21 protein-coding genes are annotated in these 25,709 nt (G+C 73.5%); 3 read left to right on the forward strand and 18 right to left on the reverse strand.

Annotated elements, in window-relative coordinates; translation table 11 throughout:
- Positions 1-18: 18 nt before the first annotated feature.
- From GVV04_RS28990 to GVV04_RS29025, 8 genes are read right to left on the reverse strand one after another with little or no spacing between them, the layout of a single operon-like run.
- On the reverse strand, positions 19-1,860 hold the full coding sequence (locus GVV04_RS28990) for a VgrG-related protein (RefSeq protein ID WP_328822634.1): 1,842 nt from the start codon (positions 1,858-1,860) through the stop codon (positions 19-21).
- Positions 1,844-2,614 carry a CIS tube protein gene (locus GVV04_RS28995; protein WP_161692195.1) on the reverse strand — a complete coding sequence of 257 codons (771 nt, stop codon included), beginning with the start codon at positions 2,612-2,614 and terminating at the stop codon, positions 1,844-1,846. The genes GVV04_RS28990 and GVV04_RS28995 overlap by 17 nt, the downstream gene beginning before the upstream one ends.
- Before the next feature lie 3 nt (positions 2,615-2,617).
- A complete protein-coding gene (locus GVV04_RS29000) occupies positions 2,618-3,055 on the reverse strand; it encodes a phage tail protein (RefSeq protein WP_161692196.1) in 438 nt (145 codons plus the stop codon).
- A gap of 59 nt (positions 3,056-3,114) precedes the next feature.
- Complete coding sequence (locus GVV04_RS29005) at positions 3,115-5,787, reverse strand: hypothetical protein (RefSeq protein ID WP_161692197.1); 2,673 nt, start codon at positions 5,785-5,787, stop codon at positions 3,115-3,117.
- A 4-nt stretch (positions 5,788-5,791) separates the two neighbouring features.
- Entirely contained in the window at positions 5,792-5,950 is a 159-nt protein-coding gene (locus tag GVV04_RS29010; protein WP_089006791.1) for a DUF6760 family protein, read from the reverse strand.
- Positions 5,947-6,396 (reverse strand): hypothetical protein, encoded by a 450-nt coding sequence (locus tag GVV04_RS29015; RefSeq protein WP_161692198.1) that lies wholly within the window; start codon positions 6,394-6,396, stop codon positions 5,947-5,949. The genes GVV04_RS29010 and GVV04_RS29015 overlap by 4 nt, the downstream gene beginning before the upstream one ends.
- 4 nt (positions 6,397-6,400) lie before the next feature.
- Complete coding sequence (locus tag GVV04_RS29020) at positions 6,401-6,844, reverse strand: phage tail protein (RefSeq protein ID WP_161692199.1); 444 nt, start codon at positions 6,842-6,844, stop codon at positions 6,401-6,403.
- A gap of 24 nt (positions 6,845-6,868) precedes the next feature.
- Positions 6,869-8,398 carry a phage tail sheath family protein gene (locus tag GVV04_RS29025; RefSeq protein WP_161692200.1) on the reverse strand — a complete coding sequence of 510 codons (1,530 nt, stop codon included), beginning with the start codon at positions 8,396-8,398 and terminating at the stop codon, positions 6,869-6,871.
- Positions 8,399-9,022: 624 nt separating this feature from the next.
- Between GVV04_RS29025 and GVV04_RS29030 the strand changes: the two genes are divergently transcribed.
- The gene (locus GVV04_RS29030) at positions 9,023-9,268 is read left to right on the forward strand and encodes a winged helix-turn-helix domain-containing protein (protein ID WP_161692201.1); all 246 of its coding nucleotides are present in this window, start codon (positions 9,023-9,025) and stop codon (positions 9,266-9,268) included.
- Between the two features lie 121 nt (positions 9,269-9,389).
- Here the strand turns inward: GVV04_RS29030 and GVV04_RS29035 are convergent, their stop codons facing one another.
- The 4 genes from GVV04_RS29035 to GVV04_RS29050 form a co-directional block, all read right to left on the reverse strand.
- Entirely contained in the window at positions 9,390-9,962 is a 573-nt protein-coding gene (locus tag GVV04_RS29035; protein ID WP_161692202.1) for a hypothetical protein, read from the reverse strand.
- A gap of 1 nt (position 9,963) precedes the next feature.
- Positions 9,964-14,127 carry a hypothetical protein gene (locus tag GVV04_RS29040; protein ID WP_161692203.1) on the reverse strand — a complete coding sequence of 1,388 codons (4,164 nt, stop codon included), beginning with the start codon at positions 14,125-14,127 and terminating at the stop codon, positions 9,964-9,966.
- A gap of 92 nt (positions 14,128-14,219) precedes the next feature.
- Positions 14,220-14,984, reverse strand: a complete 765-nt coding sequence (locus GVV04_RS29045) for an eCIS core domain-containing protein (protein ID WP_161692204.1) — start codon at positions 14,982-14,984, stop codon at positions 14,220-14,222.
- 519 nt (positions 14,985-15,503) lie between these two features.
- Complete coding sequence (locus GVV04_RS29050; protein ID WP_161692205.1) at positions 15,504-15,728, reverse strand: hypothetical protein; 225 nt, start codon at positions 15,726-15,728, stop codon at positions 15,504-15,506.
- Between GVV04_RS29050 and GVV04_RS29055 the strand changes: the two genes are divergently transcribed.
- Complete coding sequence (locus tag GVV04_RS29055) at positions 15,727-16,086, forward strand: hypothetical protein (protein WP_161692206.1); 360 nt, start codon at positions 15,727-15,729, stop codon at positions 16,084-16,086. The genes GVV04_RS29050 and GVV04_RS29055 overlap by 2 nt on opposite strands.
- A 44-nt stretch (positions 16,087-16,130) precedes the next feature.
- Here GVV04_RS29055 and GVV04_RS29060 read toward each other — a convergent pair whose 3' ends face one another.
- From GVV04_RS29060 to GVV04_RS29075, 4 genes are all read right to left on the reverse strand, one after another.
- Positions 16,131-18,239, reverse strand: coding sequence for an ATP-binding protein (locus tag GVV04_RS29060; protein ID WP_328822635.1), 2,109 nt, complete (start codon positions 18,237-18,239; stop codon positions 16,131-16,133).
- 3 nt (positions 18,240-18,242) lie between these two features.
- Positions 18,243-18,869, reverse strand: a complete 627-nt coding sequence (locus tag GVV04_RS29065; protein WP_161692207.1) for a DUF4255 domain-containing protein — start codon at positions 18,867-18,869, stop codon at positions 18,243-18,245.
- A gap of 4 nt (positions 18,870-18,873) precedes the next feature.
- Positions 18,874-22,599, reverse strand: a complete 3,726-nt coding sequence (locus tag GVV04_RS34630; protein ID WP_161692208.1) for a VWA domain-containing protein — start codon at positions 22,597-22,599, stop codon at positions 18,874-18,876.
- Between the two features lie 113 nt (positions 22,600-22,712).
- Complete coding sequence (locus GVV04_RS29075) at positions 22,713-23,336, reverse strand: helix-turn-helix transcriptional regulator (protein ID WP_161692209.1); 624 nt, start codon at positions 23,334-23,336, stop codon at positions 22,713-22,715.
- 159 nt (positions 23,337-23,495) lie between these two features.
- Here GVV04_RS29075 and GVV04_RS29080 point away from each other — a divergent pair, with 159 nt between their 5' ends.
- Complete coding sequence (locus GVV04_RS29080) at positions 23,496-24,827, forward strand: COG1470 family protein (protein ID WP_161692210.1); 1,332 nt, start codon at positions 23,496-23,498, stop codon at positions 24,825-24,827.
- Between the two features lie 194 nt (positions 24,828-25,021).
- On the opposite strand, the gene GVV04_RS29085 is transcribed toward GVV04_RS29080, so the two are convergent.
- Positions 25,022-25,441 carry a hypothetical protein gene (locus GVV04_RS29085; protein ID WP_161692211.1) on the reverse strand — a complete coding sequence of 140 codons (420 nt, stop codon included), beginning with the start codon at positions 25,439-25,441 and terminating at the stop codon, positions 25,022-25,024.
- Entirely contained in the window at positions 25,438-25,689 is a 252-nt protein-coding gene (locus GVV04_RS29090; protein WP_161692212.1) for a hypothetical protein, read from the reverse strand. Before GVV04_RS29090 ends, GVV04_RS29085 begins: the two co-directional genes overlap by 4 nt.
- Between the last annotated feature and the right edge of the window lie 20 nt (positions 25,690-25,709).

Here is a 25,709-nt window from a genome sequence, read left to right on the forward strand (position 1 = left end):
CCCTTCACTCACGTACCGTTAGTTGATCCGGACGACGCCGCCGCGGACGGTGACCGGGCCGCTGGCGGTCAGCTCCGCGCCGCCCTGCCCGGTGACCTTCACCGTCGCGCCCTCCACGGACGCGCCGGCCGTGCCCTTCACCCGCACCTGCCCCTGGCCCTCGATGCCGACGTCGCCCTTCGAGGTGACGGTGACCTTCTGCCCGGCCAGCTCCAGGGGGCCGGAGCCGGCGTCGAAGCTGATCCCGTCCTTGGCCCGGACGCTCACCTTGCCGTCGCTGACGATCTCGATCTGCCGGCCGGTCCTGTCGAGCCGCAGGGTGAACTTCCGGTCCCCGGTGGCCAGCAGGATCCCGTCGGGCCCGCTGCCGGCCTCCAGCAGCTCCAGCCGGTGGCCGGTGCGGGAGACCAGGGCCCGCGCCGCGATCCGGCCGCTGCTGCCGTCCACCAGATCGGTGTCCAGCTTCGGCGGCGCGTCGGTGCCGTTGTGCAGCCCGCCGAGGACGTACGCGGCGTCGAGGCTGCCGCCGGTGAACCCGACCAGCACCTCGTCGCCGACCTCCGGCAGCAGCACCGCCCCCCGGCCAGCGCCCGCGCCGGGCTGCACCACCCGCGCCCAGCCGGTGGTGTACCTCTCGTCCAGCCACGGCAGGGTGAGCCGGACCCGGCCCAGCTTCTTCGGGTCCTTCACGTCGCTGACCACCGCCGGGACCAGGCCGTCGCCGGCCCGGTCGGCCGCCGCCGCGCCGGCGGTCAGCCCGTACAGGGAGCGGTCGGAGCGGCCGGAGACGGTGAACGCCGTGGTGTAGCCGGCCTGCTCACTGAACACGTGCCGGGTGCTGGTCAGCACGTACTTTCCCTGGAACGGCTCGCCGATGTTCGCCAGCGCCACCGCCGCGCCCGCCCGCAGCCGGGCGTTGCCCTTCGCCACCCCCTCGATCTCCGCGCAGCCGCCGCCGAGGTCGCCGGCGAGGGCCCCGGCCACCGCCCGTACCGCCGCGTCCGAGCCCAGGGTGGGGTCGGCGACCAGGTACGGCGGGCTGCCCACCTTTTTTCCCAGCTCGGCCGGGTCGGCGCCGATGCCGTCCGCGCCCGGCACCTTCGGGGTGGCGGTCGCGCTGACCGCCCGCTTCGTCGCCGGGTCCCAGCCCCGGGCGGCCACCTCGGGCACCTGCGCGGTGGCGGTCACCCCGGCGCGCAGCGCGATCAGGTTCCGGTTGACCTCCAGCACCAGCGGGTCCTGGGTGGCCCGCGCGGACGGGTCGGGCGCGCCCGCCGGCGGCTCCGGCATCCGCAGGTGCAGCGCGCCGTCGAGCACCATCACCTGCGCGCCGACCAGTGCCGCGAGCCGGTGCAGGAACGCCCAGTCGCTGACATTGTCCTGGCTGAGCTGCCCCTCCGGCTCGCCGCCGATGCCGGTCACCGGGTCGATCCGGCCCGCCTTCAGCCCGGCCCGCTGCGCCACCTTCCGCACGATGTCCGGCACGCTCATCCCCGGGTACGCGGCCACCCGCCGGCCGCGCAGCAGCCGGTGGGCCAGGTCCAGGCCGCGGACCTCGGTGAACGTGCCGGTGGCGTCCAGCTCGCACTCCACGGCGGTGACCTCGCCGGTGAGCAGCGGCGCGGGGCCGCCCGGGTCGGAGGTCTGCACGGTCAACTTCACCGGGGCGCCGATGGTGAAGCCGCCCTTGGCCAGCACCGTCCGGCCCGGGTCCCGGTACCGCAGCACGAACCGGTCGGGCAGGTTGCGGCTGTCGTCGACCGCCGCGTACGTCAGCAGCGCGGCGATCTCCGCGGGCAGCGGGCTGCCGCCCACCTCGACGAGGAGCGCGTTGGCGAACTGCTCATTCGCCACGGGCACCGTCCGTCAGCTCCTCGAGGGCGGGCACCAGCAGGACGGTGCCGGGCCGCAGGCGCATCGGGTCGTCGATGTCGTTGGCCTCGGCGATCTGCCGCCACAGCCCCGCCCGCCCGTACGCGTGGTGGGCCACCGAGTGCAGGGTGTCCCCGGCGACCACCACGTGGACGTCCCGGGCCGCGAGCGCACCCGAGGTCGGGTTCTGGCCGGGCTGCTCCCCGGAGATCTCCTCCAGGGCGACCGTGCACAGCGCCCGCACCGGCGTGCCGCCCGGGGTGAACAGGGTGTACTTCGCGTTGACGCTGGCCACGAACGCCGGGAAGCCGACCATTCCGCCCCAGTGGAACACCACCCATGGCGGGGAGCCCTTCTTCTGCTGCCGGCTCGCATCGGTCGGCACGCAGCAGGCGAACAGCTCCTCCACCCGCTTCACCACCGAGCTGTCCATGGTGGCGGTGGCGTCGAAGAACATCTCCAGGGTCAGCTTGGCCGGATCCGAGCCGGTGAACTCCGGCACGCCGCTCTTCTTCGCGTTGCGCTGCGCGTCCCGCTTCCACTTGGCGGTCTTCGTCAGCGCCAGCTCCTTCGGGTTGAACTGGAACGGGATCTGGCCCAGCTTCGGGCCCGGCGCGGCGGTGCCGCCGTTGCGGGGCGGCTCGTGCAGTTGCAGGTAGGCGTGGGTGAGCTGCGGCGGCGCGCCGCCACCCCGCCCGGCGGGGCTGCCGGCGGCGGTGAAGGTGACCGGGGAGGCGCTCACGGGTCACCCCCCGGTCCCGGGGCCGAAGAAGCCGTGGTGCGCCAGTTCGAGGGTCTCGACGGCCACCTTCGGGCTGTCCGGGCTGAGCTGTGGCCCTGTCCACTTGACGGGGATGACGTCGAGCAGCCCCCAGCGGGCGATCACCGTGCCCTCCAGGGTGCGGGCCTCGATGGTGGCGGTCTTGCGGGTGATCCCGCTCGCCATGCCCGAGAACCAGCGCATCAGCTTCGTGCTGTCGGCGGTGACCGGGCGGGACAGCTTGACGTTGGAGAACTTCATCCGGGTCGGTAGCTGCCACACGTGCCCGTTGTTGCCGCCCTCCTCGCGCTGCTCGACGACGACCTCGCAGCCCAGCCCGTCGCAGGTGTTGAACGCGCCGAGATCCTGGTCGTCGATCCTGACGACGAAGGCGATCGCGACGGCGACCTCGTCCTTGGCCATTCGTCCCTCCTGGTCCTGGCGTGTGTCCCCTGGTCTGCGGCGTGGGCTCCCGGCCCCGGTCAGCCCGGCCCGCCGAGTGCCCCGTGCCGCTCCCGGTCGAGGCGCAGCTCGGTCTTGAGCCGGCGTAGCAGCGGGTCGTACAGCTTTTTCAGCAGCTCCTCCGGTTCGGCCCCGCCGCCCGGCGCGGCACCCGGCGCCGCCGGTCGACCGGCCGCCGCCCCGCCACTGTCGGGCGGCGGGGCCGCCGCGGGCGGCGCGGGCGCGTCGACCAGGGGCGGCGGGGCGGCGTCGTCGGCCGGCTCGGCCCGCTGCACGACCGGACCCGACAGCTCACCCATGGTGTACGCGGACAGCGGCGGCCCGGGCGGCGCGGTGTCCCGCCCCTGGGGCCGGCGGGCCGACGGCGTTCCGGGAATCGCGCCCACCCACCGCTGGACGGGCGGAAGCCCGCCACCGGCCTCCGCGCTGGTCGAACGGGCTGCGCCGGTCGACGCCGCCGTGCCCGGCGCGATGCCCGGCACCGTGCCCGGCGCGGTACTCGGGTCCGGGGCGGCCGGGGGCGGGTACAGGTCCACGGGGACGGCCCGCTCCGGGTCGGCTGTGGTGCCGGCCCGCCCGCCATCGGCCGGTGGCTCGTCCCGCTGCCAGGTCACCCGCTGCACGGCCGGCCGGTCGGGCAACGGCGCGACGGGCCCGGCCCCGGTCAGCAGCGCGGGCGGGCGGTCACCGACGAGTCGGGCCACGACCAGGGGCAGGGGAGGGGACGGGCTCCCGCCCGCGTCCACCCCTTCGGGGCCGGCCGGCCCGGCCGCCGCGCCGCCGTCTCCGCCGACGAGGCCGGCGACTTCCGGTCCGCCGTCGGTGACGGCCTCCCAGCCGGCCGCGCCGCCACCGACCGGGCTCGGTCCTCCGTCGTACGGGTCGACGGTGCCGGCCGACGCCCCGCTGTGGGGGACCGGTCCGGTGCCGGCCGACGCCTCGGTGTGGGGGACCGGTCCGGTGCCGGCCGACGCCTCGGTGAGGGAGACCGGTCCGGTGCCGGCCGACGGCCCCTCGGCGCGGGGGCCGGTCGGGGTGCCCGACGTCGCCAGGCGCGCCACCACCGGCAGGTCGGGGCCGCCGGAGCCCGCCCCCGGGCCGCCGGCCGGCTCCACCGCCTGAGCGCCCGCCGCCGGCCCGCCCGCTGAGGAGGCGCCGCCCGAGGGCACCGACGCGGGCGGCCCGCCCAGCAGCGGGGCCATGCCCGCCGCCCCCGCCGGCACGTCTCCGCCGGCCGTCGTCTCCCCACTGGGCGGCGTGTCCCCACTGGCCGTCGTCTCCCCACTGGGCGGCGTGTCCCCACTGGGCGGCGTCTCTCCACCGGCCGTCGTCTCTCCGGCGGGTGGGACGAATGTCTGGACGGGTGCTGGTCCGCCCGTACCCGGGTCCGCCGCGCCGCCGGCCCAACGGGCGGGTGGGGCGTCGCCGCGCGGCGTACCGGCGAGTGGCAGGCCCTCGACGGGCGGCGGAGGACCGCCGACGAGGTTCTCGCCCCCGTCGGCGGTCCCCGCCTCGGCCTGCGGCCCCACGGGGGAGGGGCCGAGACCGATGGGAAAGGCTTCCGTGTCGAGCCGGGAGACGGTGACGGCCCTGGAGCCCACGAGCGTGGTCGAGTCGCTCGCCGGCGCCACGCCGCCCGTGTCGCCTGCGTCTCCCGCGTCGCCCGCATTTCCCGCGTCACTCGCGTCGGCCGGTCGGCCGGTGGCCCCGGGTTCGGTGACCGGCCCGCTCCCGCCGGCCGGCGACCGCTGGACCGGCGGCGCGGCGGCCGGTGGGAGCGGGCTGCCCGCCTGGCCCTCTCCGGCGGCGGAGCGTCGCACCTGCTCGGGACCCTGCCCGGCCGTGGAGCGTTGCACTGACGGGGGAGCGGCGTCGCCGGTCGGGCGGGGCACCGGGGGGAGCACGGGGGACACGATCGGCTCGCCCAGCCCGAGCCGGCGGGGTGGCCTCGGGCCGTCCCCGACGAGTCGCTGCACGGGCAGGTCCGGTGCGGACGGCCCGGCGCTGCCCGGCGTGAGGGTCCCCGTGCTGCCCGGTGTGAGGGGCCCGGCAGCCGCCGCCGACCCGAGGGTGGGTGTCTCGGGCGAGGCGGCGTCGGGTCGGGCGGCCCTCGGCGTCGGGTCGACCGGGCGGTCGACGGCGGGCAGGAGCAGTTCCTCCGGCGGCGGCGGCGCGGTCAGCAGCCGGCTGACCGTCACCGGCTCCACGGGCACCGCCCGGCCCTGGGCCGGCACGGCCAGCGGATGTTCCGGCACCGGTGTGGTTCCCGGCGGGCCGGCGGCCTGCCGTTGCAGGGACGGTGCCGGCGGGCGGCTGTCCGCCGACGGCGTCGCGAGCGGCAGCGGCTCGGGGTGGTCGCCGTGCGTCCGGCCGACGGGTTCCGGAACGGACCGGTGCGGCTCGCTCACCGGCACGGCCGTCTCGTGCAGTACCCCCGCCGGCTCGGCGGCACCGACGAGGTGACCGAGGGGCGCCAGGTACGACGGGTCGCGCCACGCGGCCAGCGACCCCGTGAACGTGTCGGGCAGGTTCAGCCGTGGCTCGTCCGGGGTGACCCGCTGGAGCGGCGGGAGGCTCTGCCACGCAGGCGGTTCGCTCCGGGTTCGCGCCGGGGAACTGTCGGTGGGCGGGGCGGGGACGTCCGCGGTGGACCGCTGTGCGGTCTCCTGCGTACGCCGGCGCCACGGCCACATCGGGTCACCGTCCCTGGCTGATGCGGGTGTTGATGCTGGCGATTTCCGCCACGTAGCGCAGGCGCTCGCCGTGTTCGAGGTCGAGGATCTCGTCCAGCGACCAGTGGAAGTGGTAGGCGACGTACGCGACCTCGGAGTAGATGCGGTCGGCCGCGTACGTCACGATTCCCCCAGGCGCCCACCGGCGAGGTCGACGGCGAAGCGGTGCTCGCACTCCGGGCACACCACGCTCGCTCGGGTGTGCCCCTCGCTGTTGATCCGCCGGTACATGTCCTGGAGGAACGCCAGGTCGGAGGCGAACAGGTCCTCCACCACTCCCGGATGCACGTCCAGCACCGTGCCGATCCGGGTGACCACCCGGCTGAGCAGCACCACCGTGAGGTACGGCGGGTTCTCCCGCACCCGGTCGTCGCGCAGCGGCACCAGCTCGTCGCGGGCGGTCGCCAGCCGCATCACCCCGTCCCGGTGCACCGTGCCCGAGCCGTCGACGTAGCCGCGCGGCAGCTCGAACGGGAACTCCGTGCGCAGCGTCTCGCGGCGCGGGGCGACGGCGGGCGGCTCGGCCGGTTCCGTGCCGGGCAACGGGACCAGGGACGACGTGCGGCGCATGGGGCTACTCGACCTCCATCGACTCGTACGTCACCACGAGCTTCTCGGTGAGCACGCTGGTGTCGCCGGCCTTGAGTGAGCTGATCTCCAGGCTCTTCGCCCACGCGTTGGTGAGCTTGTACCGCTTGATCGGCATGCCCTCGTAGTCGAAGACGATGATCGCGCCGCCCTTGCGGGCGTCGCTCATCTTTCCGAAGCGGCAGTCCTTGACCCACCGCTCGAAGCTGTTGTCCGAGGTCAGGCCCCGGGTCAGCGTGACCTCGCCGGCCTTCGGCGCGCCCGGCGCCTTGCGTACGACGAACTTGCCGTCGGCGGTGTTCGACTTGTACTCGATGACGTCCTGCTCCATCTTCAGGCCGCTGACCTCGGTGATCTGGCGGATGATGATGGAGTCCACCTCCAGGCCGAACGAGTGGCCGACGGCGGAGTCGAAATCGGGGAGCGGCACGACTGCCTCCTGACGCTACGGGGACTACTCGTTGACCAGGCTGGTGCCGCCGGACATCTGCGCCAGCTGGAAGATGACGAACTCGGCGGGCTTCACCGGGGCCACGCCGATCTGGCAGACCACCTGGCCGGCGTCGATGCCCTCGGCGGGGTTGGTCTCCCGGTCGCACTTGACGTAGAACGCCTCGTCGGGGGTGAGCCCGAACAGCGCGCCCCGCCGCCACTCGTTGACCAGGAACGCGCTGATGGTGCGGCGGATGCGGGCCCACAGGGCGTCGTCGTTCGGCTCGAACACCACCCACTGGGTGCCGTTGAGGATCGACTCCTCCAGGTAGTTGAAGAGCCGCCGCACGTTGAGGTACCGCCACGCCGGGTCGGACGACAGGGTGCGCGCGCCCCACACGAGGATGCCCCGGCCGGGGAACGAGCGGATGCAGTTGACGCCGATCGGGTTGAGTAGTTCCTGCTCCGCGCGGGTCAGCTGGGTCTCCAGGGCGACCGCGCCCCGGATCGTCTCGTTCGCGGGGGCCTTGTGCACGCCCCGCGCGCCGTCGCTGCGCGCCCAGACCCCGGCCAGGTGACCCGACGGCGGCATGAACCGGTTGGTGCCGGTCACCGGGTCGAACACCTTGATCCACGGGTAGTAGAGCGTGGCGTACTTCGAGTCGTAGCCGGCCTGGTCGGTGCGCCACTCCTTGACCTGCTGCGGGGACAGCCCCGGCGGCGGGTCCAGGATGGCCATCCGGTCGCCCATCAGCTCGCAGTGCGCGATCATCGCCGACTGCACCGTCTTCACCGACTCCAGGTCGATCGCGCCGCGCTGGTAGGCCCCCATCAGGTCGGGCACCGCGACCATGGTCACCTCGTCGACCGCCTCCAGGCCGCCGAACCCGGTGCGCTCCGCCGCGTCGCCCACGTACTCGTCGGCGGACACGGACTCCGGTGCGCCGACCGCAGGCGGGGCGCTCAGCGCCACCTCGCCGCCGCGGGGACGGGCCAGTTGGCCGGTCGGTGCGGCCTCCTCGATGGTGATCAGCTTGGACCGCTCGCGGACCACCGTCACCACGTTGTCCTTGCTGCGCTTGGTGGTCACCGACTCGAACGTCTCGACCACCTGGCCGCCGCGCTTGACGACGAGGTTGAAGCGGTCCTCGCCCGCGCCCTCCGGCGGGTCGGCCACCTCGACCGTCACGTCGTCCGGCATGCCCTCGGGCAGGGCGCGGGCCACCACCCGGTACGTGCCGAGGATCGCGGTCGGCTCGGGCGCCGCCGGCAGGGCCTCGTCGCTGGCCCGGTCGCCACCGACCCGCACGATGTACGCCGCCCCGCCGCCCTGCATGAAGTACCCGTACACGGCGTGGCCGAGGTAGCAGTCCGGGGCGAACTCGCCGAAGGTCTGCGAGTACTGGCTCCAGTTCGTCACCAGGGTCGGGGTGTTGAACGGCCCCTGCGCGGCGAAGCCGACGAACGCGGCGACCGCCGTGCCGACGCCCTCGATCGGGCGGGAGCCGGCCACCTCCTCGACGTACACGCCCGGCGCCAGGTAGTTGGGCATCCCGCCTCCTCGTCCCTCGGGGATCGAGTCGAGCGTCCCGCGTACGGGCGACGGGTTAAACGTCCGGTGGGCCGATTGATCGGGAACCCCTGGCTGCCCTTTGGCGCACCGACCTAAGGAGGGGCACTTGTTAACGCTTCCTGTCGTAGAAGGGCCCCTGTCAACAGTCGGGTGGAGTGGCCGGCCCGCATGGCCCAGGGTGGCTCTGCGGTAGCCGGCAGCGGCCAGCACCGTCGATCCGGGTGTCACACCAGATTCGGGTACGTGTCGACTGGTCGTCCTCGGCGGAAAGGGTGGCCTCGCCGAAGTCGAGCGTGTCGACGTGACCGAGAGAGTCCCGTAGCGCGGCGACCTGGTTCTCCTGCCTTCCGCTCGTGAGCCTGAGGAACAGGTCGGACGGGCAGGTTGCGGACCTGCCGACGCGGGATCCGGGCAGGTGGCCGCCTTCAGCCGGCCACCTGCCCGTGCGGGTGAACCTTCGTCTGGCTGCCACGCAAGAGGAGGTTCGACCTGAAACCTGGGTTCCACAGAGGCAGAAGTCAAGAACTGGGGTGCCACAGTGTCTTGAGTTTGTTGAAGTCGCCGTGATCAGATGGACATGCCACGCAAGAGAAGGACCTGAGCATGCCCGTGACCTCTGATTACGCGAGGATCGCCCACGAGATCGAGACGTCGATCAGGTCGGGAGCCCGCGAGCCGCACAGCAAGCTGCCCACGCTGCTTGAGCTGAAGCAGGCGTACGGCGTCAGCGAGACGACGATCAAGTTCGCCCTCGTCTGGCTGGAGTCTCGCCACCTGATCTACCGTCATCAGGGAAAAGGAATCTACGTGGCTGCTGGTGACGCTTGGCTGATAGACCCCAAGGCGTAGGCGGCGTCAGAGATTAAGCTTGCCCTGTGGTCCGTCGACGACAGTGCGGATCGGTCTTACTCCTGCCGCGTGGGCGATTGGGTGGTGCCGCCAGTTCAATTGCCCCTGGAGATTCACCGGGTTAATCCGGCTGCCGGTTTTGGTTGGCCTGCTGGACGATGTTCTCCCAGCTTCGCCGTTGCTCCTCAAGCACGGGCTCCCGGATTGCCTGCGCGGCGACAAGCTGCCCGGGGTTTGGGACCTTCACTCCTTGTGCGTGGCGCCACTGCACCTCCGCATCCGTTTCGAATTCGATCTCGATCAGGTACTCCGAGATCATCTTCGGCGCTCCTTCGACCTCCCTCGCATAATAGAGTCGCTCGTAGGCGAGCGAGGTGTCGGGATGCGCCCCGCTGGTGTACCCGGCAAACAATGCTTGCCAGGTGGTATTGCGATATTCCGCGACGAGGAAGAGTGTGCGGCGCTGTGGTCGACTGGCGTTCGCCGAGAACTCCACCAACTCCTCGACTGAATGGCCCAGAGCACGCCCGATTGGGGACGCCATTATAGTGCCCGGCGGGGAGTGCATTAGGCCCTGTGTGATGTCGCGGCGCTCCTCAAGGACATCGTCCGGCTCCGTGAGCGCTGCCATGGCCTGCTGGTGCTCAGCATCGAGAAATTCATTGAAGAAATCCACTGCGTTGTCCAGATTCATGTCATCCTGCCTCTCTCTCCACAAACAGCCACTCGTCTGCCCCGATACGCGCTCGATCCTTGATCGAATGTTCACCGGAAGCGATCTCGTACTCGTAGATCACCTCTGCGGCTCTTCGAATTGGAGGGTTAAGCATGATTTTTAGAATTTCCTGAAGTCTTTTCGTTGCCTCGGCGTCTCCGGCCTGGTACCACGGTTGATGAGTGATCCTCTGTTTGAGCAACTCACTGACCAGTTCCCCGAAGCGCACCGTGACCGTGAGGTTCAACGCCACATCCTCGGCTGCCCTCTGGTGAGTACGTGCAAACAACTTGATTCGGTTCGCTATGGCGGTTTCCACTTCGCTCATGACCACCTGGTTGTAGTGGTCGCTTGTGGTCACCAGATTGCGAGCCTCCTCGAAGCCGGACCCGCCGAACATGTCCGCGATGCCGTGTGCGCGGTTGAGGTTCATGTTGGTGACAAATCCTGGGCTGTCCTGCGTGACGCCCCGAGGTCCGCCGCCCGTCTTCAGGCGCAGATCGATTCCCTTAACACGCAGTGACATGCTTCGAAGGGCGTCCGACTCGACCACCTCGAAGCTCTTACCCGCCAGGGTCGTGTATGTGGTAATCCGCTTCGTTCCGTCATCTCTGATCTTGATGTTGGTCGGGAAGAAGTCGGAATGTTCCGTAGGCCGTGGCGTTGGCAGATTTAGCTGCCCGTACGGAAGGATGTCGACCTTGTAGGATGTTGGACCCAGCTTCTGCAGCCCCTTGGCCAGGCGATCCTTGTAGCCTTGTTCCGCCTCAAGTGAAGGCACCCGGGCCAGACCTTCTGTCTTGAGTCGGTCGGGTACTGGAATGCCGAGTTCCTGCAAGATTGTGCGCTTCGCCGCACTTCCCGAATTCTGGAAGACGTATTCGTAGAAGGGAGTCGTGTTTGCCCTTTTATTGTTTGAGTCGAAGTACGTTACGAGCGGGCGGATAAACTCCGGTGAAGTCGCTTTTGAGCGGGCCTCCCCGTCAGTGTTCCTAATGTCGTCCTTCGTCCAGAGGGCTGGAGAACCCTCATCGGTTCCCTGGCGAACCTTGCTGATGTAGGTCTTCCACCAGAATTCGTGCACGGTGCCGACAAATCTGTCCACGTGTGCCGGCATCGCCGCTTTTATCTCGTCGAGCTTCTCTTTGTTGGACTCATCACCCGATACCACGACCTGTTCGCTGTCGACTCCCGGGCTGTTGACGGCTCGGAAATGGATTACGGTCTTTTCTTGCTCTACCGTGTCGGTGATCAGTGTGAGTTGCTTCAGTTCGTACTTCTTGCGGATCGCGGGCAGTTGCTTCTTGATCTCGGGTACGGCGATGCCAGGCTTCACGAGTGACACGGCTGCGCGTAGCGCCAAGGCGCTGCGATCACCGCGTGGGCCGCCTCGATCGCTTGCTTCCTTCTGCCGCTTATTGCGGACCTTGGCCCACAACTTCTTGCCGATGGCGGCGATCTTGTCGGCGACCCAGTGGACGGCCTTCATGACGGGCGCGCTCAGCGACTTGAAGAACTTCTGGACTTTCTGCGCGATCCCACCGACGCCGAGCACCGCCGCGAGCACCCCGATGAGCACGGGCACCGACCGCGCGAGGGCCTTCTCAATCAGCCCCGGCACCCCACCCGTCCCGCCGCCCGCGATGGCGATGATGGCGTCGAGGACGGAGTTGACGAACTCCAGGATCTGCGCGCCCTGGGTCACGATGAACGTGACGAAGTCGATGATCATCTTGACCGCGCGGACGAAGGCCGACGCGGGGTTGAGCAGCGAGATGATCCAGGTGATGCCGGCCATCAGCACGGTCGGGATCAGGTACTCGCTGATCTTCGAGAAAAGGTTGGCCTTGAGGTCGCCGACCTTGTCCTGGATCTCCTCCCACAACCCGCCGAGGCCCTGCGCCTGCACCTTCTGGACGATGGGCACGGACTTCTCGACCGCGCCCATCGCCGGCTCGGGCACCCCACGCTTGATGATCAGGCCCCGGATGGACGCCCAGGTCAGCCCCAGCAGGGAGCCGACCATCATGACGATGCCGCGCAGGTCGAACTTCGCCGGCAGCTCCAGCCCCGCGCCGGCCATCGCCCCGGTGAGCCAGCCGACGAGGCCCTTCTTCAGGTGCTCGCCGATGTTGGCCATGAACTGCTTCAGGCCCGCACCGACCGCGCTGACCAGGTTGCCGAGGAAGCCGATCGGGTCCTTGATGATCGCCATGACCGCCTGTGCGGCCTTGGCGAGGACGCCCATCAGCATGTCCTTGAGCTGCATGATCGTCTTGATGACCCCGGCGACGGCGTCGACGGCCTTGGCGACGAGGCCCTTGTTCTTCTCCTTCTCGGCCGCGATCTCCTCGTCGACCGATTTGAGCGCCTCGTTGTACTTCGTCGCGAGGGTCTGCACCAGCTCGGTGCCCTTGCTGTTCACCGACTCGGTCAGCTCGTCGAACTTCCCGGCGAACTCCCCGGCCGCCTCCTTGCCGATCGCCTGCAACTCCGGCGCGAGACCCTTCACCGCCGCCTGCAACTCGGTGCGGCCGGTGGCGATGCGCTGCTTGGCCCGGGTCAGCTCCGCGCCGATCACATCGGCCACCCCGGAGATGACCTGCTGCATCCGGTCGACGTAGCCCTTGCGGGCGGTGACGAAGATCTGGTTGGCCTCCTCGGGCAGCCCGGCGAACTTGTCCTTGATCCACCGGCCCTTGCCGAGCAGCCCCGAGTACCGCTTGTCCTTGTAGGCGTCCATCAGCCGGGTGTGTTCGGCGGTGAACGCGTCCCGGGCCGCCTTCTCGCCCGTGCTGAACCTCTCGTCGACCTTCTTGTCCAGGCCGGACAGGACTTCCTCGACGTCTTTCTTCGTGGCGTCGAAGACCTTCTGCAACGTCGCGGTGACCTGAGCCCGCTTGGTCTCGTCGGCGGACTTCGCCTGCTCCTTGCCCGCCCCGACCGCCTGCCCCGCCTGCTTGCGGTCCCCGGCGAGGGCGGTCATCGCCGTCGCCCCGGCGGCTCCCGCAGCCGCCTTCGCGCCGGTCAGGGTCTGCGCCTCGGCGGCGCGCACCTGGCCCGGGGCGGTGGCTGCGTGCTGCTCGACGGCGTCTTTCTCCTTCAGCGCCCCGGTGAACTCCGGCTCGTTGGACTTCGCGAGCTGCTCCTCGGTGACCTGCGCCTCGGCCATCTGCTGGTCGACCTGCTTCGGCCCGCCGGAGAGGTCCGTCGCCGCAGGCGGTGCCTTGTCCGGCACGGCCTTCGCCGGGTCCGGCGTTCCCGGGGTGGCGGGAGGCTTTTCCGCCACCAGGGGCGTGACCTGCTTGTCCTTGGCCTGTGACGTGTCCGGTGGGGCCTTCGTCGTGGTCTCGATCGCGTTGGCCGAGGCCTTCTTGCCGTCGCCGACCTGGCCCTGCACCTGGCCCTTGACCGCGTCCGCCTTGCCCGAGTCGCCGAACTTATCGGCCTCGTCCAGGTTCTTCGGCGCCTGCGCCGCGATCGCCTCGTTGACCGCGCGCACGAACGCGGCCTTGTCGAACTCGCCGGGCTTGGCGGCATTCATCTTCTCCGCGTTCGCCGCCTTGCCCTGGGCCTCCTTGTCGTCCTGCGGCGCCTTCGCCGCGCCCTGCGCCTTCGACGCCTCAGAGGTTGCCGGCGGGTGCGCGCCGAGCACCTGCTGCTTGCCCCGCACGTCCGCCTTCAGCGCGGCGAACTTCGGGTCGGCCTGCGGCCCGGGACGGTGGACGGGACCCGCGTCGGTCGCCAGCCGCTGCACCGCCGCGGCCTCGACCGGACCGACGGAGGCGGAAGGACCGACGGAGGCGGTGGGACCGGCGGAGGCCGAGGGGCCGGCGGTCGCGGCAGCCGGCGCGGCGGCCGAGCGCTGGGCGGACACCGACGCGGCCGGGCCACGCCCGCCACCGCCGGCACCGGGCCGCTTCGCAGCGGGGGTACGCGTCGACGCCGCGCGCCGCTGGGCGACCAGCGCGGACACCGCCCGGTTGCCCGCCCCCGACTGCAACCGCTGCACGGCCGCCCGGCTCAACGGCCGGGCGCTCGGCTCGCGTACCCCCGTGGTGGTGGGCTCGGGGTCGGCGACCGCGCGTGACGGCGGAGCGGGAGCGCGGCGGGCCTCGCCCCGCTCCTCGGCCGGTGCCTTCACCTCACACCTCCCGGTCGGGCGGCTCACCAGTGGCCCAACGAGCCGCCGTCGCGTGAGGACGCGCTGGTCGGAGGGGTTCAGCGGGTGCGGTGCTACTGCTCGGCGGACTCCTCTTCCTCTTCGCCCGCCTGCTGTCGCTGCACGTACGTCTGCGCCGACTCGTCCTCCTCGGACATCTCCTCGGCGCGCTGCACCTGCGGGTGGTCGTGCCCGTCGTGGTCGACGGCCCGCTGGACGGGGGCGGCCGGGGCCGGCGCGGCGGCGGGAGTGGCCGGGGCGGACATCAGCCGGTCGGCGTTGGCGACAGCCTCGCGCTCGAACCGGTCGGACGGGTCGCTGACCTTCACCCCGCCGCCCTGGTCGGTGCCGTCGACGGGGCCGCTGCGCTGCTGCACCACGTGGGTCAGCTCGTGGGCGAGCATGTGCTGCCCGGCCGATGACGCCGGGTCGTAGCTGTCGCGCTGGAACACGATGTTCGACCCGACGGTGTAGGCCTGCGCGTTGACCGACTTCGCCGACTCGTGCGCGGCCCCGTCGGCGTGCACGCGTACGTCGCCGAAGTCCTGCCCGCCGAACCGGGCCTCCATGTCGGCCCGCACGTCGGGGGCGAGCGGCGCCCCGCCGCCGGAGTTCACCACCGAGTGCACCGGGGAACGATCCGGCTCCAGCAGCTCCCCGACGGCCTGGTTGCCGACCGCCCGTTGCAGGCCGAGCAGCCCGGACGCGCCGAGCACGTCGGATCGGCCGGTGGTGGCGGCGGCGTACATGAGGTGGTCGGTGTCGCGCTCGGGGCCGGACGGCCGGTCACCGGCGGGGCGTGCCGCCGCGTCCGAGTCGAACTCGCGTTGTCCGCGCATGGCGGGCCTCCTCGCCGGGCCGACCCGGCGCGATGACGGCAGGGTCTCCCGTATCGACCGTCTCGTGTCGGGCCGCCCCGGCGCAGGGCGATCCGGGGCAGCCGTAGAGGCAGCCCGGGTTGCCCACCCGGGCAGTCCGCAGCGCCCTGGCGACCCACGTCGACGCACTCACGGACACCGATCGCGGCCGACCGTCCAGATGCGGTCGCGGGGCCGGCCGCGCCTTGCCGGACGGACCTAACATCGGCGGTCCGGGCAGCTGTCTACGTTGGACGGGGGGCTCATGGTCCTACGCCGATCGGGGCGTCGCATGTTGTCGCGGCGACCGCGCCCGGGCGCCCGCGAACCGGGTCGCCGGTCCTGGATGCAGGGCTGGGGGGTCAAGGCGGCCGTCATCTCGGCGGTCGTCCCGCTCGTCGTCGCCGCGCTGTGGGCGAAGGGCGCCGGGCTGGTGGATCGCTGGGTCAGTCCCGCCCCGAGCGTCTCCGGGTCCGTGACGCCCGTGGCGGCCGCCGGTGGTCAGGCCCCGGTGCCGTCGGCCAGCCCCTCGCCGGTCGGCCCGGCTCCGGACGGCTCGCCGTCGGGCGTTCCGCCGCTGCCTCCCGAGCCGACCTGGGACCCGACCGGCCCCCCGTCCGACGGACCCACGTCGAGGCCCGACCCGACGTCGAAGCCGAAACCGCCCCCGCCGAGCGACGAGGCGGCTGTCTCCGCGCGGGTGCGGCGGAGCGGAACGCTGGTCATGGCCGACTACACGGCGTACGACCTGGACTCGACGGCCGCCGACTGGAACCCGACCAAGGACGACTGGGGCTCCAGCCGCGACGTCGGGTACGCCTCGTGGTGGCCCGACGCCAGCAACGACGCCGTCGTCAGCCGTGAGGACCCGAGGTACGCGGCGTCGCTGCCGGGCACCGGCCCCTGGCAGCGCGCCGACTGCGTCCGGGCGGGGTACGGGCAGCCGTCCGCCCGCCCCGTCGGGGATCGGCTGCTGGAGCGCCGGGGCATCTGCGTGGTCACCTCGGCGGGGCGCTACGCGCTGCTGGTGGTGAGCCGGGCGGTCGAGAAGCAGCTCACCGTCCGGGTCACCGTCTGGGAGTGACGTTCCCGCGCCCGGCGACGATCTCCCGTCGCCGGGTGGCGGCCTCACACGGCCAGCCGCAGGTAGGGGCCGAACTCGCTCTCCAGAGTGAGCCGGCCGAGCTTGCGGTACTCCCGGCCGACGGCGCCGATCAGCTCGGCCATCCCCACCGGCCGGCCCGCCCCGGCGGCCAGGTACCCGGCGGTCACCGCAGCCGACCGGATGTGCCCGCCGGCCAGCTCGAACGCCTCGGCCAGGAAACCCAGGTCCACGTCGGGGGCGCGGGGCACCCGGTCGCCGAGGCAGCGGTCCCACAGCGCCTTCCGGGCCGCCTCGTCGGGCACCGGGAAGTCGACCACCACGTCGAGGCGGCGGGTGAACGCCTCGTCCAGGTTGGCCCGCAGGTTCGTGGCCAGCACCGCCAGCCCGTCGAAGGTCTCCATCCGTTGCAGCAGGTACGCGCTCTCGATGTTGGCGTACCGGTCGTGGGCGTCGCGGACCTCGGAGCGCTTGCCGAAGATCGCGTCCGCCTCGTCGAAGAGCAGCACCCCGTTCACCCCGGCCGCCTCGCCGAAGATCCGCTCCAGGTTCTTCTCGGTCTCGCCGACGTACTTGTCCACCACCGTGGCCAGGTTGACCGTGTACAGGTCCAGCCCGAGGCTGCCCGCCACCACCTCGGCTGACATCGTCTTGCCGGTGCCCGAGTCCCCAGCGAACAGCGCGGCCACCCCGTGCCCGCGCCCGCCGCCGGGGCGCATCCGCCACTCGCGCAGCACCCGGTCCCGGTGCCGGGCCCGGCCGGCCAGCTCGTGCAGCAGCGACAGCGTCGCCGGCGGCAGCACCAGGTCGTCCCAGCCGACCTCCGGGACGATCCGCCGGGCCAGCCGCTCCAGCCCGGCCGCGTTCTGGGTACGCGCGCCCGCGCGCAGGTGCGCCGCGTCGACCGGCTCGCCCGTGGCGGCGGCGAGCTGGACGGCCACCGAGGCGGCCCGCCGGATCGCCGGGGCGCCGAGGACGAAGTGCGCGGTGGCGGCGGCCGGGTCGAGCCCGTCGGCCAGCCGGCCGGGCAGGGCGGCCCGCCACACGGCCGCCCGTTCGGCGGCGCTCAACGGCACCACGTCGACCTGCACCGGCGCGCTGGCCGTCCACGCCGGGTCCCACGGCTGCGTCCCGTACGCCAGCACCGGAACCTCACCGGCGGTGAGCCGGGACCAGACCGCCCACGGCTCGTCGCCCCGCACCGGCCCGACGACCAGTCCCGCCCCGGTGAGCAGGGCCTCCCGGACCAGCACGGTGGCCAGCTCCGCCGCCTGCGGGTCGGCCGCGAGCCGGGGCAGGTCGACGGCGAGCGCGCCGCGCCGGGTGCGGCCGAGGGCGGCCACCGCGAGGGCCGTCGCGCTGCCGCCCGGCTTCTCCCGCAGGTACGCCAGCCGCGCCCCGGACCGGCCGAGCTGCTCGGCGCCGGGCGGCGGCGGCCCGGCCGCGTCGACCGGCTCGGCGAACCCGACCAGCGACGGCTCGGGGGCGTCGGCGCCGAGCAGCCAGCCACTTACCCGGTCGGGCACCCACAGCCCCCGGCTGAGCACCGGCCGGTCGGGGGAGTCCACGCGCAGCAGGGCCAGGTCGATCAGCGGCGCCCCGGCGGTGAGCCGGAGCCGGGCCGGGGCGGCGGCCTCGGGCAGCCCGCACAGCCGCAGCGCCAGCCCGACCGAGGGGCGTCGACGGGTCACGTCGTCGTTGAGGTACCCGTAGAACAGCTCGAACCGGCTGTCCACGTCCGGGGCGAGGGCCACCAGCAGCAGCGCCTCGTCCAGCGGGGTCAGCCCCGCTGCCCGGGCCAGTGCCGCCAGCCGATCCGACCCGGGCTCCCACCCGGGTCCCTCGGGACCGGTCGGCGTCTCCGCCGGCATCCCGGCCGGCGTCGGCCCAGCCCCGGCTGCCGGCCCCGATCCGGCCGACGCCCTTGCCGAGGCGTCGGCCGGATCGCCCGGCCACGGGTGGAAAGGCACCCGGCCGGCGGCGAGGGCGGCGTCGACCGCCTCGTCCGACAGGTACAACCCCCGGAAGGGGTCGTCGGGCTGCGGGTCGGCCTCCCGGCGGGCCGCCACCGCAGCGCGTACCGCCAGCTCCACCCGCTGGAGGCGGCGCAGCAGTGCCGGCGAGCCCTCAGCCACGGCTCAGCTTCCCGCCCGGGCCGGGCGGTGCCGGACCCGGTCGGAGGCGGCGTCACGGGCGAGGTCGCCGACCTCGGCGGCCATCCCCTCGCGGGCCGGCGGGCCGGCCTCGACCACCCGGCCGCTGTCCACCGGCGTGCTGATCACCACGTCGAGCGAGGGCTTCAGCTCCCCGCCGAGCGCGGTCCACACGTCGGCGAACGCCCGGTCCTCCGGCGGCGGCAGCGCCACGGTCATCGGCACCGGCATGCCGATCGCGGCCACCGAGCCGGTCAGCACCGCCGGCGGCAGCGCGTCGAGGCGCAGGAAGCACAGCAGCAGCGACGAGAGCAGCCGGTGCTCGTCCTCGGGGCGCTGGGTCCACGCGGTGACCAGGTAGGACAGCTTGATGTAGCGGGGCGGGGCGACCCGCCGGGCCACCTGGCCGCGCTCGTCGTACTCGTTGATCAGGCCCCGGGACCGGCGGCGCAGGTCCTCCCGAATGTCGTAGAGGTAGACGTTGACGGTGGGGGCGTTGCGTCGGGCCGCCCACTCCTTCGTCGGCGCCTCCAGCACGATGTCCACGCCGGACCCGGGCAGGGCCTCGTCGCGGACCAGCCGGCGCAGCGCGTCGTCGACCTCGTGGATCACCCGCTCACCACCTGCCCCGGAAGGGCGGGTCGAGCCCGCGCGGCACCACCAGGAACGGCTCGGCAGCGCGTACCGACCCGAAGGCGCGGCCTCCCGAGACCCGCGCGGCTGTGAGGTCGCGCGGGCCCAGCTCGTCCTTGCGCAGCACCAGCACCTGGGTACGGAAGCTGCCGTCCGCGGCGACGGTCACCGTGTCCGGGGTGGCGGTGATTCCCGGCTGCCAGCGCAGCCGTACCGTCGCCCCGGGCGGGAAGCCGGTGCCCACGGCGGCGGTCACGAACCCGGGCGGCCCGATCGCCGGGTCGACGCGCAGCTGCGGCGCGATCACCTGCACCGGCGCCTGCGCCGTGCGGGTCGCCGACACCTCCCGCACGGTCGCGGTGAGCCGCCCGGCGACCGCCGCGACGACCGCCGCCCGCGCGGGCAGCACGACCCTGACCACCTGCTGCCCGCCGGGGCCGAGCGTGCCGAGCAGGCAGAGCCGGCGGCCCACCCCGCAGCGCGGGTCGGCGCTGACCGGCGGCAGCAGCGGGGCGGGCGGGGTGACGTCCAGCCAGACGTTGTCGGCCGGCAGGCGGCCGGCGTTACGCACGGTGAAGGTGACGGGAATCGGGTCGCCGCCCAGGTAGGCCGGCTGGTTGCCGACCGAGACGGTGAGGGCGAGGTCCGGCGACGGCAGGCGCTGGAACGCCGGCTCCGACCCGACCTGCCGGACGACCGTCGCCGGTGGGCCGCCCGCGCCGGGCAGGACGACGATGTCCGGCGGCTCCTCGGACCCCTGGAGGGTCACCGCGATCCGCCGGCCGTCCGGGGACCACGCCGGGTCCGCCACCGAACGGCCGTCCCGGTCTCCGGCGGCGAGCGGGTGCCGGGCGGCGGAGCCGTCGGGCGCGACCACGCACAGGTCGGCGACACGGCTGCTGTCGGCGAAGGCGATCCCGGCCCCGTCCGGGGACCACGCCGGCGCGCGGTCCGTCTCGCGGGCCGGGCAACCGTCGCCGATCCGGGCGCTGAGGTCGGTCTGGTCGGTGACGGTCAGGGTGCCGGTGCCGGTGCCGGTGCCGTCGAGCCGGGCGAGCCAGATCCGGGTGCCGGTGAGCTGCGGGTCGGACACGATGATCAGCGCAGTGTCGGCGCCGGTGCGGCCGGCCCGGTCGGTGGCCCGGCAGGTCACCACGGTCTGCCCGATCGGGAACTGCGAGCCCGACGGCGGCTCGCAGCGCACGGGCAGCGGGCGGTCCGCCGCGTCCACGGCCGTGGCCTGGTAGGTCACCTGGGCGCCGGCCGGCCCGGTCGGGGCGACCTGAACGTCGTCGACCCGGACCAGAGGCAGGCCGGGCTGGGCGACCCGGACGATCAGCTCCTGCACGGCGTCCGACCCGGCCTCCGGGGGGTCGAGGTCGAAGCGCAGCGTGCAGCGCAGCACGGACCCGGGGACCGCCCCGGGCGCGACGGAGACCGTCTCGGTGAACCTGGCCGGCGTGCCGGCGTCCACCCTCGCCGGGTCCGGGTCGAAGGCGACGGAGAGGCCGTCGTCGCAGATGGCGCTCGGCCTGACGGTGACCTTCAGCTTCCCGATGGCCTCGATGATGGCCGTGATCATCTGCCCCGGGTCGCTGTTGGCCGTGAGCAGGCCGCCGGTGGCCTCGGCCAGCCGGCCGGCCGCGCCGTCGAAGTTCAGCCCGCGCTCGAAGTCCGCGCCGGCGATGGGCACCCCGATCAGGGCGATCCCGGCGGCCCGGAGCGCGCTGGTGAGGTCCCCCTCGTCGATCGCGCCCTCCTCGGGCGGCGGGAGGGTCTTGTCCACGCTGTCGGTGTCGCTGATCAGCACGACGATCCGGCTGCTGTCCGGGCGGAACCCGATCCGGTCGTTGCCGGCGAGCTGCCGCAACGCGTAGAACCAGTTCTCCGTGCCGTACGGGCTCTGCGCGATGAGCTTTTGCACGGCGTCGTTCACGGCCGTGTCGTCGGCGGTCAGCGACTGGCGGGGCAGGTACATGTCCGGGTCGTACTCCCCCTCGCCGCCGCGCCCGCTGAACGTGGCCAGGCCGAACCGCGCGTCCGGCTGGCTCGCCCGCACGTTCCCGATCACCTCGGGCAGCCGGCTCCTGAGCTGGCTGATCACGCTGTCCCCGCCCTCCCCGGGCTGGGACATCGAGGCGGTGTCGTCGACGAGGAAGACGATGTCCGGTCGGGGCGGGATCGGCGGGGTGGGCAGCGACTGCTCCACGGTGAACGAGGTGCCCGGCAGCGCCGGCCGGTCCACCCTGGGCACCGCCAGGTCGCTGCGGCGGGGGGTGGCCAGCCGGGAGAACGCGAGCCGCAGGCCGTCCGGCGACCAGGACGGCTCGGCGTCGCGGCCGATCAGGTGCGGGGGCATCGGCACCTCGGCGAGCAGCCTCCCGTCGGCGACCGCGACGACCAGGACCCGCGAGGGGGCGTCGTTGTCCGACGGCTGCCGGGTGAACGCGACCGCCTCGCCGGTCGGGGACCAGGTCGGGTCGGTGTCCCGGTCCCCCTCGGCGGTGCCCGGCGGGGCGAGGGCGCGCGGGTCGGCGCCCGAGGCGTCGGCGACGACGACCCGGGCCCCGCCGCCGGGCTGGTCGGCGCTGTAGGCGAGCCGGGTGCCGTCGGGGCTGAACGCCGGCCCGGTCTCCGACAGACCGGGCCGGGCGGTGTGGTCGCGGCGGTCCCCGCCGGTGGCGTCGGCGGTCCACACGTCGCTGGTGTCGGCCAGCTCGGTGGCGGTCCAGATCAGGTCGCCGCCCCGCCAGGCAGGCTCGTGCTCGGGCAGCGGGCCGGTGGCGACCGGGGTCACCCGGCCAGCCCGGCCGACGTACACGTCCCCGGCGGGGTCGTCGCGGACGGAGGTGAAAGCGATCCGGGTGCCGTCGGGGGCCCAGGCCGGCTCCGCGGCGTCCCGGGGGCCCGGCACCGCGCGGGTCACCGGGCCGCCGCCGGGGGCCACGGTGGCCACCGTACGGAAGGCCGGGTCGCCGACCGGCGCGAACCGGGTGGTGGTGAAGGCGATCCGGCCGCCGTCCGGGGACCACGCGGGCTGCCCCTCGGCGGCCGGGCCGTCGGTCACCCGGACCGCGGCACCGCCCCCGGCCGGCAGCACCCAGACGTCCCCGGCGGGGTCGCCCCGGGTGCTGCCGAAGGCGATCCGGGCCCCGTCCGGCGACCAGGTCGGCCAGCTGTCCTCGGCCGGATGGTCGGTGAGCCGACGCAGCCCGGTGCCGTCGACCCGGACCACCCAGATGTCGGCGTTGCCGGCCCGGTCGCTGGTGAACGCGACCTGCCGGCCGTCGGGGGACAGCGCGGGGTGGGCGACCGTGCCGGGGCCGCCGACCAGTCGCACCGGCGACTCTCCCGGGCGGCGCAGATAAAGCCCCCCGCCCCGGTCGGCGCCGCCGGGGTCGGCCCGCCGCCCGACCCAGACCAGCCGGCCGGCGCGCGCGTCGACGTCCCGCTCGGCGTCGCCGCGCTCGCCCTCGGCCAGCAGCGGACGGGGCCCGGCGGTGGCGCCCGCGCTCACCACCAGGGTCGGGCGCTCCTGGCTGCGGTAGCCCAGCCGGTAGCCCACCTCGGCGGCCGGCGGGGCCGGCGCCGGGGCGGGCGGCGTGGGGGCGGGTGGCGCGGGTGGCGCGGGTGGCGCGGGCGCGACGAGGGTCGGCCCGGCTACCAGCCCGAGCACCATGACACCCCAGCGGCGGTTGCCCCAGCGCACGACACCTCCCCGTGGTCACCTCTGTCCCCACCGTGGCGATCCCCGGCGGGGCTGGTAGCGGCGGTCGGTGCCGGCCTGCGGGCAGTGCGGCCTGCCCGTTGGGGCAGCGCGGCTCAGATCAGGCCGTTGCGCAGCGCGTACGCCACCGCGTGGCAGCGGTTGCGCAGGTGCAGCCGATTCGTCACGTCGTGCAGGATGTTTTTGATGGTCCGCTGCGAGTAGGAGAGCTTCGCGGCGATCTCGGCGGTGTCGAAGCCGTCGGCGACCAGGCGCAGCACCTCCACCTCCCGGTCGGCCAGCCCGGCGAAGGTCAGCCCGCGCGGCCCGAGCACCTCCCGTTGCAGCGCACCGACCTGCTGGAGCAGCCGGCCGAGCAGGTCCGGCGGGACGGCGCCCTCGCCCGCCGCGGCGGCCCGGACCACCGCGACGAGGCGGTCCGCGCTGGCCTCCGACCGGCGGACGATCCCCGCGACGCCGTGCTCCACGGCGGCGACCAGCCCGGCGTCGTCGACCTGGGTCACCACCAGCACCAGCGCGGGCGTGCCCCGGCTGCGCGTCGCGCGCAGGGTCCGCAGGGACGACTCGTCGATGCCGTCGGTGATGATCACCGCCACCTCGGCCCGGTCGGCCTCGGCGTCGTCGAGCAGCAGCACCTCCGGCCGGGGCCGAAGCTGACTGACCACCCCGGCGCGCGAGATGACATCGGTGGAGGACAGGTGGACTGGTACGCGTCGCATGAGCACCCCCGAGTGCGCTCGGTCGAACGATCGGTGACGCCGAGTATCGCTCGCCGCACCAATCGTGCAGTCAACGTGGGCTCAACGGCCCTCCCGCGTTGCCCCAAGGTCTTCCTCCACGGCGGATTGAACGGGCGGGCATCCACCTAGAGTCGCGCCATGACCACCGACGCGAACCTGGACACCGACCTCGTCGAGGTCAGCCCGGGCAGCGAGGCGAGCTGCCGGCTGGAGATTCGCAACGCCGGCCAGATCGTCGAGTCGTACGTGCTCGAGGTGCTGGGCGACGCCGCCGGTTGGGCCCACGCCGACCCGCCCACCGTCTCGGTCTACCCCGGCTCGGCCGAGACGGTCGCGATCCGCTTCCAGCCGCCCCGGTCGCCGCAGGTGGTGGCCGGCGAGCGGCCCTTCGGGGTGCGGGTCACCCCGGCCGAGAACCCGGACGGCCAGGTCGTGCCGGAGGCCACGGTGCGGGTGCTGCCGTTCGCCGAGATCGCCCCCGAGATCCTGCCGCGCACCTCGCGGGGGCGCTGGGGCGGCCGGCACGAGCTGTCGGTGTCCAACCTGGGCAACGCGCCGCTCGGGCTGGCGTTGGCCGGCGGTGACCCGGACAACCGGCTCCGTGTCACGGTCCGCCCGCCGCAGCTCTCGGTGGCCCCCGGCGAGGCGGCCTTCGTCCAGGTGCGGGTCCGCGCGCGCCGGCTGCGGTGGCGCGGCCACCCGGTGACGCTGCCCTTCCAGGTCGCGGTCTCCTCGGAGGAGACGCCCCCGGCCACCCTGGACGCGGCGACCGTGCAGGAGCCGTTGCTGCCGCAGGGGGTGGGTCGGATCATCGCCGCGCTGGTGGTCCTCGCGCTGCTCGGCGCCGGCCTGTGGTACGCGCTGCTCCGGCCGTCGGTGAAGTCCCTGGCCGAGGAGGTCGCCCAGGAGCAGGTGGCCCCGGTGGCGCAGCAGGCCAGCGCCGCCGACAGCCGGGCCAAGCAGGCCGACGACAAGGCCCAGCGGGCGCTCGGCGGCGCGTCAGCCAGCCCTCGCCCGTCGGGGCCGACCCCGAGCAACCCGCCGCTGCCGCCGTCGGCGACGCCCAGCGCGCTCGTGCCGGGTATCCCGGCGGGCGGGCAGTCCTTCAGCCGTCGGCTCGCGGTCACCGCCCCGAAGGGCGCCACCCGCACCGACCAGTACACCGTGGCGTCCCGGCGGGTGTTCGTGCTGACCGACATCTTCCTGCAGAACCCGCAGGGCGACGAGGGGCGGCTGGAACTGGTGGTGGACGGGACGACGGTGCTCACGGTGGCGCTGAACAACTTCCGGGACCTCGACTACCACATGGTCTCGCCGATCGAGGTCCGCGCCGGCCGGGTGATCAGCCTACGAGCCACCTGCCGGAAGGCGGGCACCACGCTCGACGGGGCCGGTGGCGGCGGCGGCCAGTGCCGCGACTACGCCCTGCTCAACGGCTACACCCGCAGCGGGAGCACCCCGGCGGCCTGACGACCCCGGCCGGCCACCCGACCCCGGCCGGCCACCCGACCGGGGCCGGCGGGTGCCCGGCCGGGCACGATTCCGGCGGGGTTCCAGTGCGCTGACCGAGGGCGGGCCGTCGACGGTGGCCGGCGGGGCCGCCGAATCCGGACCCGGCGGACGCCTGCTCGACCTGCCCCGGGGCTGACCCGCTACGGGGTGATCTACGCCTGACTGAGGTCGAGGATGCTCCATCGGGCCGGCATGACGGCGGCGGCGGGCTTGGGCTCGGTGGTCGCCAGGTGCGCCTGGTGGGCGATCGCGGCGCGGGCAGCGTGGCCGAGGGCGATGTCGCCGCCAGCGGCGCGGGCGAGGACGCCGGCCTGGCGGGCGTCGTCGACGCCGGGCTCGGCTCCCAGAGGCAGCACGGTGACGGCGGGCGTGGTGGTCAGGAGGGTGAGCAGGGCGGCGCCGACCTCACCGCTGGTGGCGGCGTGGGCGGTGGTGAGGCAGACGGCCGGTACACCGACCTGGCGATCTTCGTCGGCGACCTCGGCGATCAGCTCGCCGACGGCTACCTGGCCATCGACGTACGCGGCGAGCACGGTGGCGTCCAGGACCACGGCGATCGGGCCGCCGCTCACGCGGCCTCGTCGAGCATCCGGCGCCCCTCGGCGAGGGCCGCGTCGGGGATGGGAGTGGCCAGGCGGTCACGCCAGCGGGCCTTGCCGGCGTCGGTGACCTCGATGCCGGCGCGGCGCAGCACCTCGTCGAGCTGGGCGCCGGCCATCTGCGCGCGGACCGCTGAGGTGATCGCGGCGCTGACGTTGGGCTGGCCGTCGAGCCACTGGGCGACGTCGTCGGGGACGCTGATGGAGCGTTTCGCGGTCATGGGTCGAGCCTACCGCGCCG

Origin of the sequence: Micromonospora rubida (genome assembly GCF_009908295.1) — a bacterium.
Lineage (GTDB): Bacteria > Actinomycetota > Actinomycetes > Mycobacteriales > Micromonosporaceae > Micromonospora > Micromonospora rubida.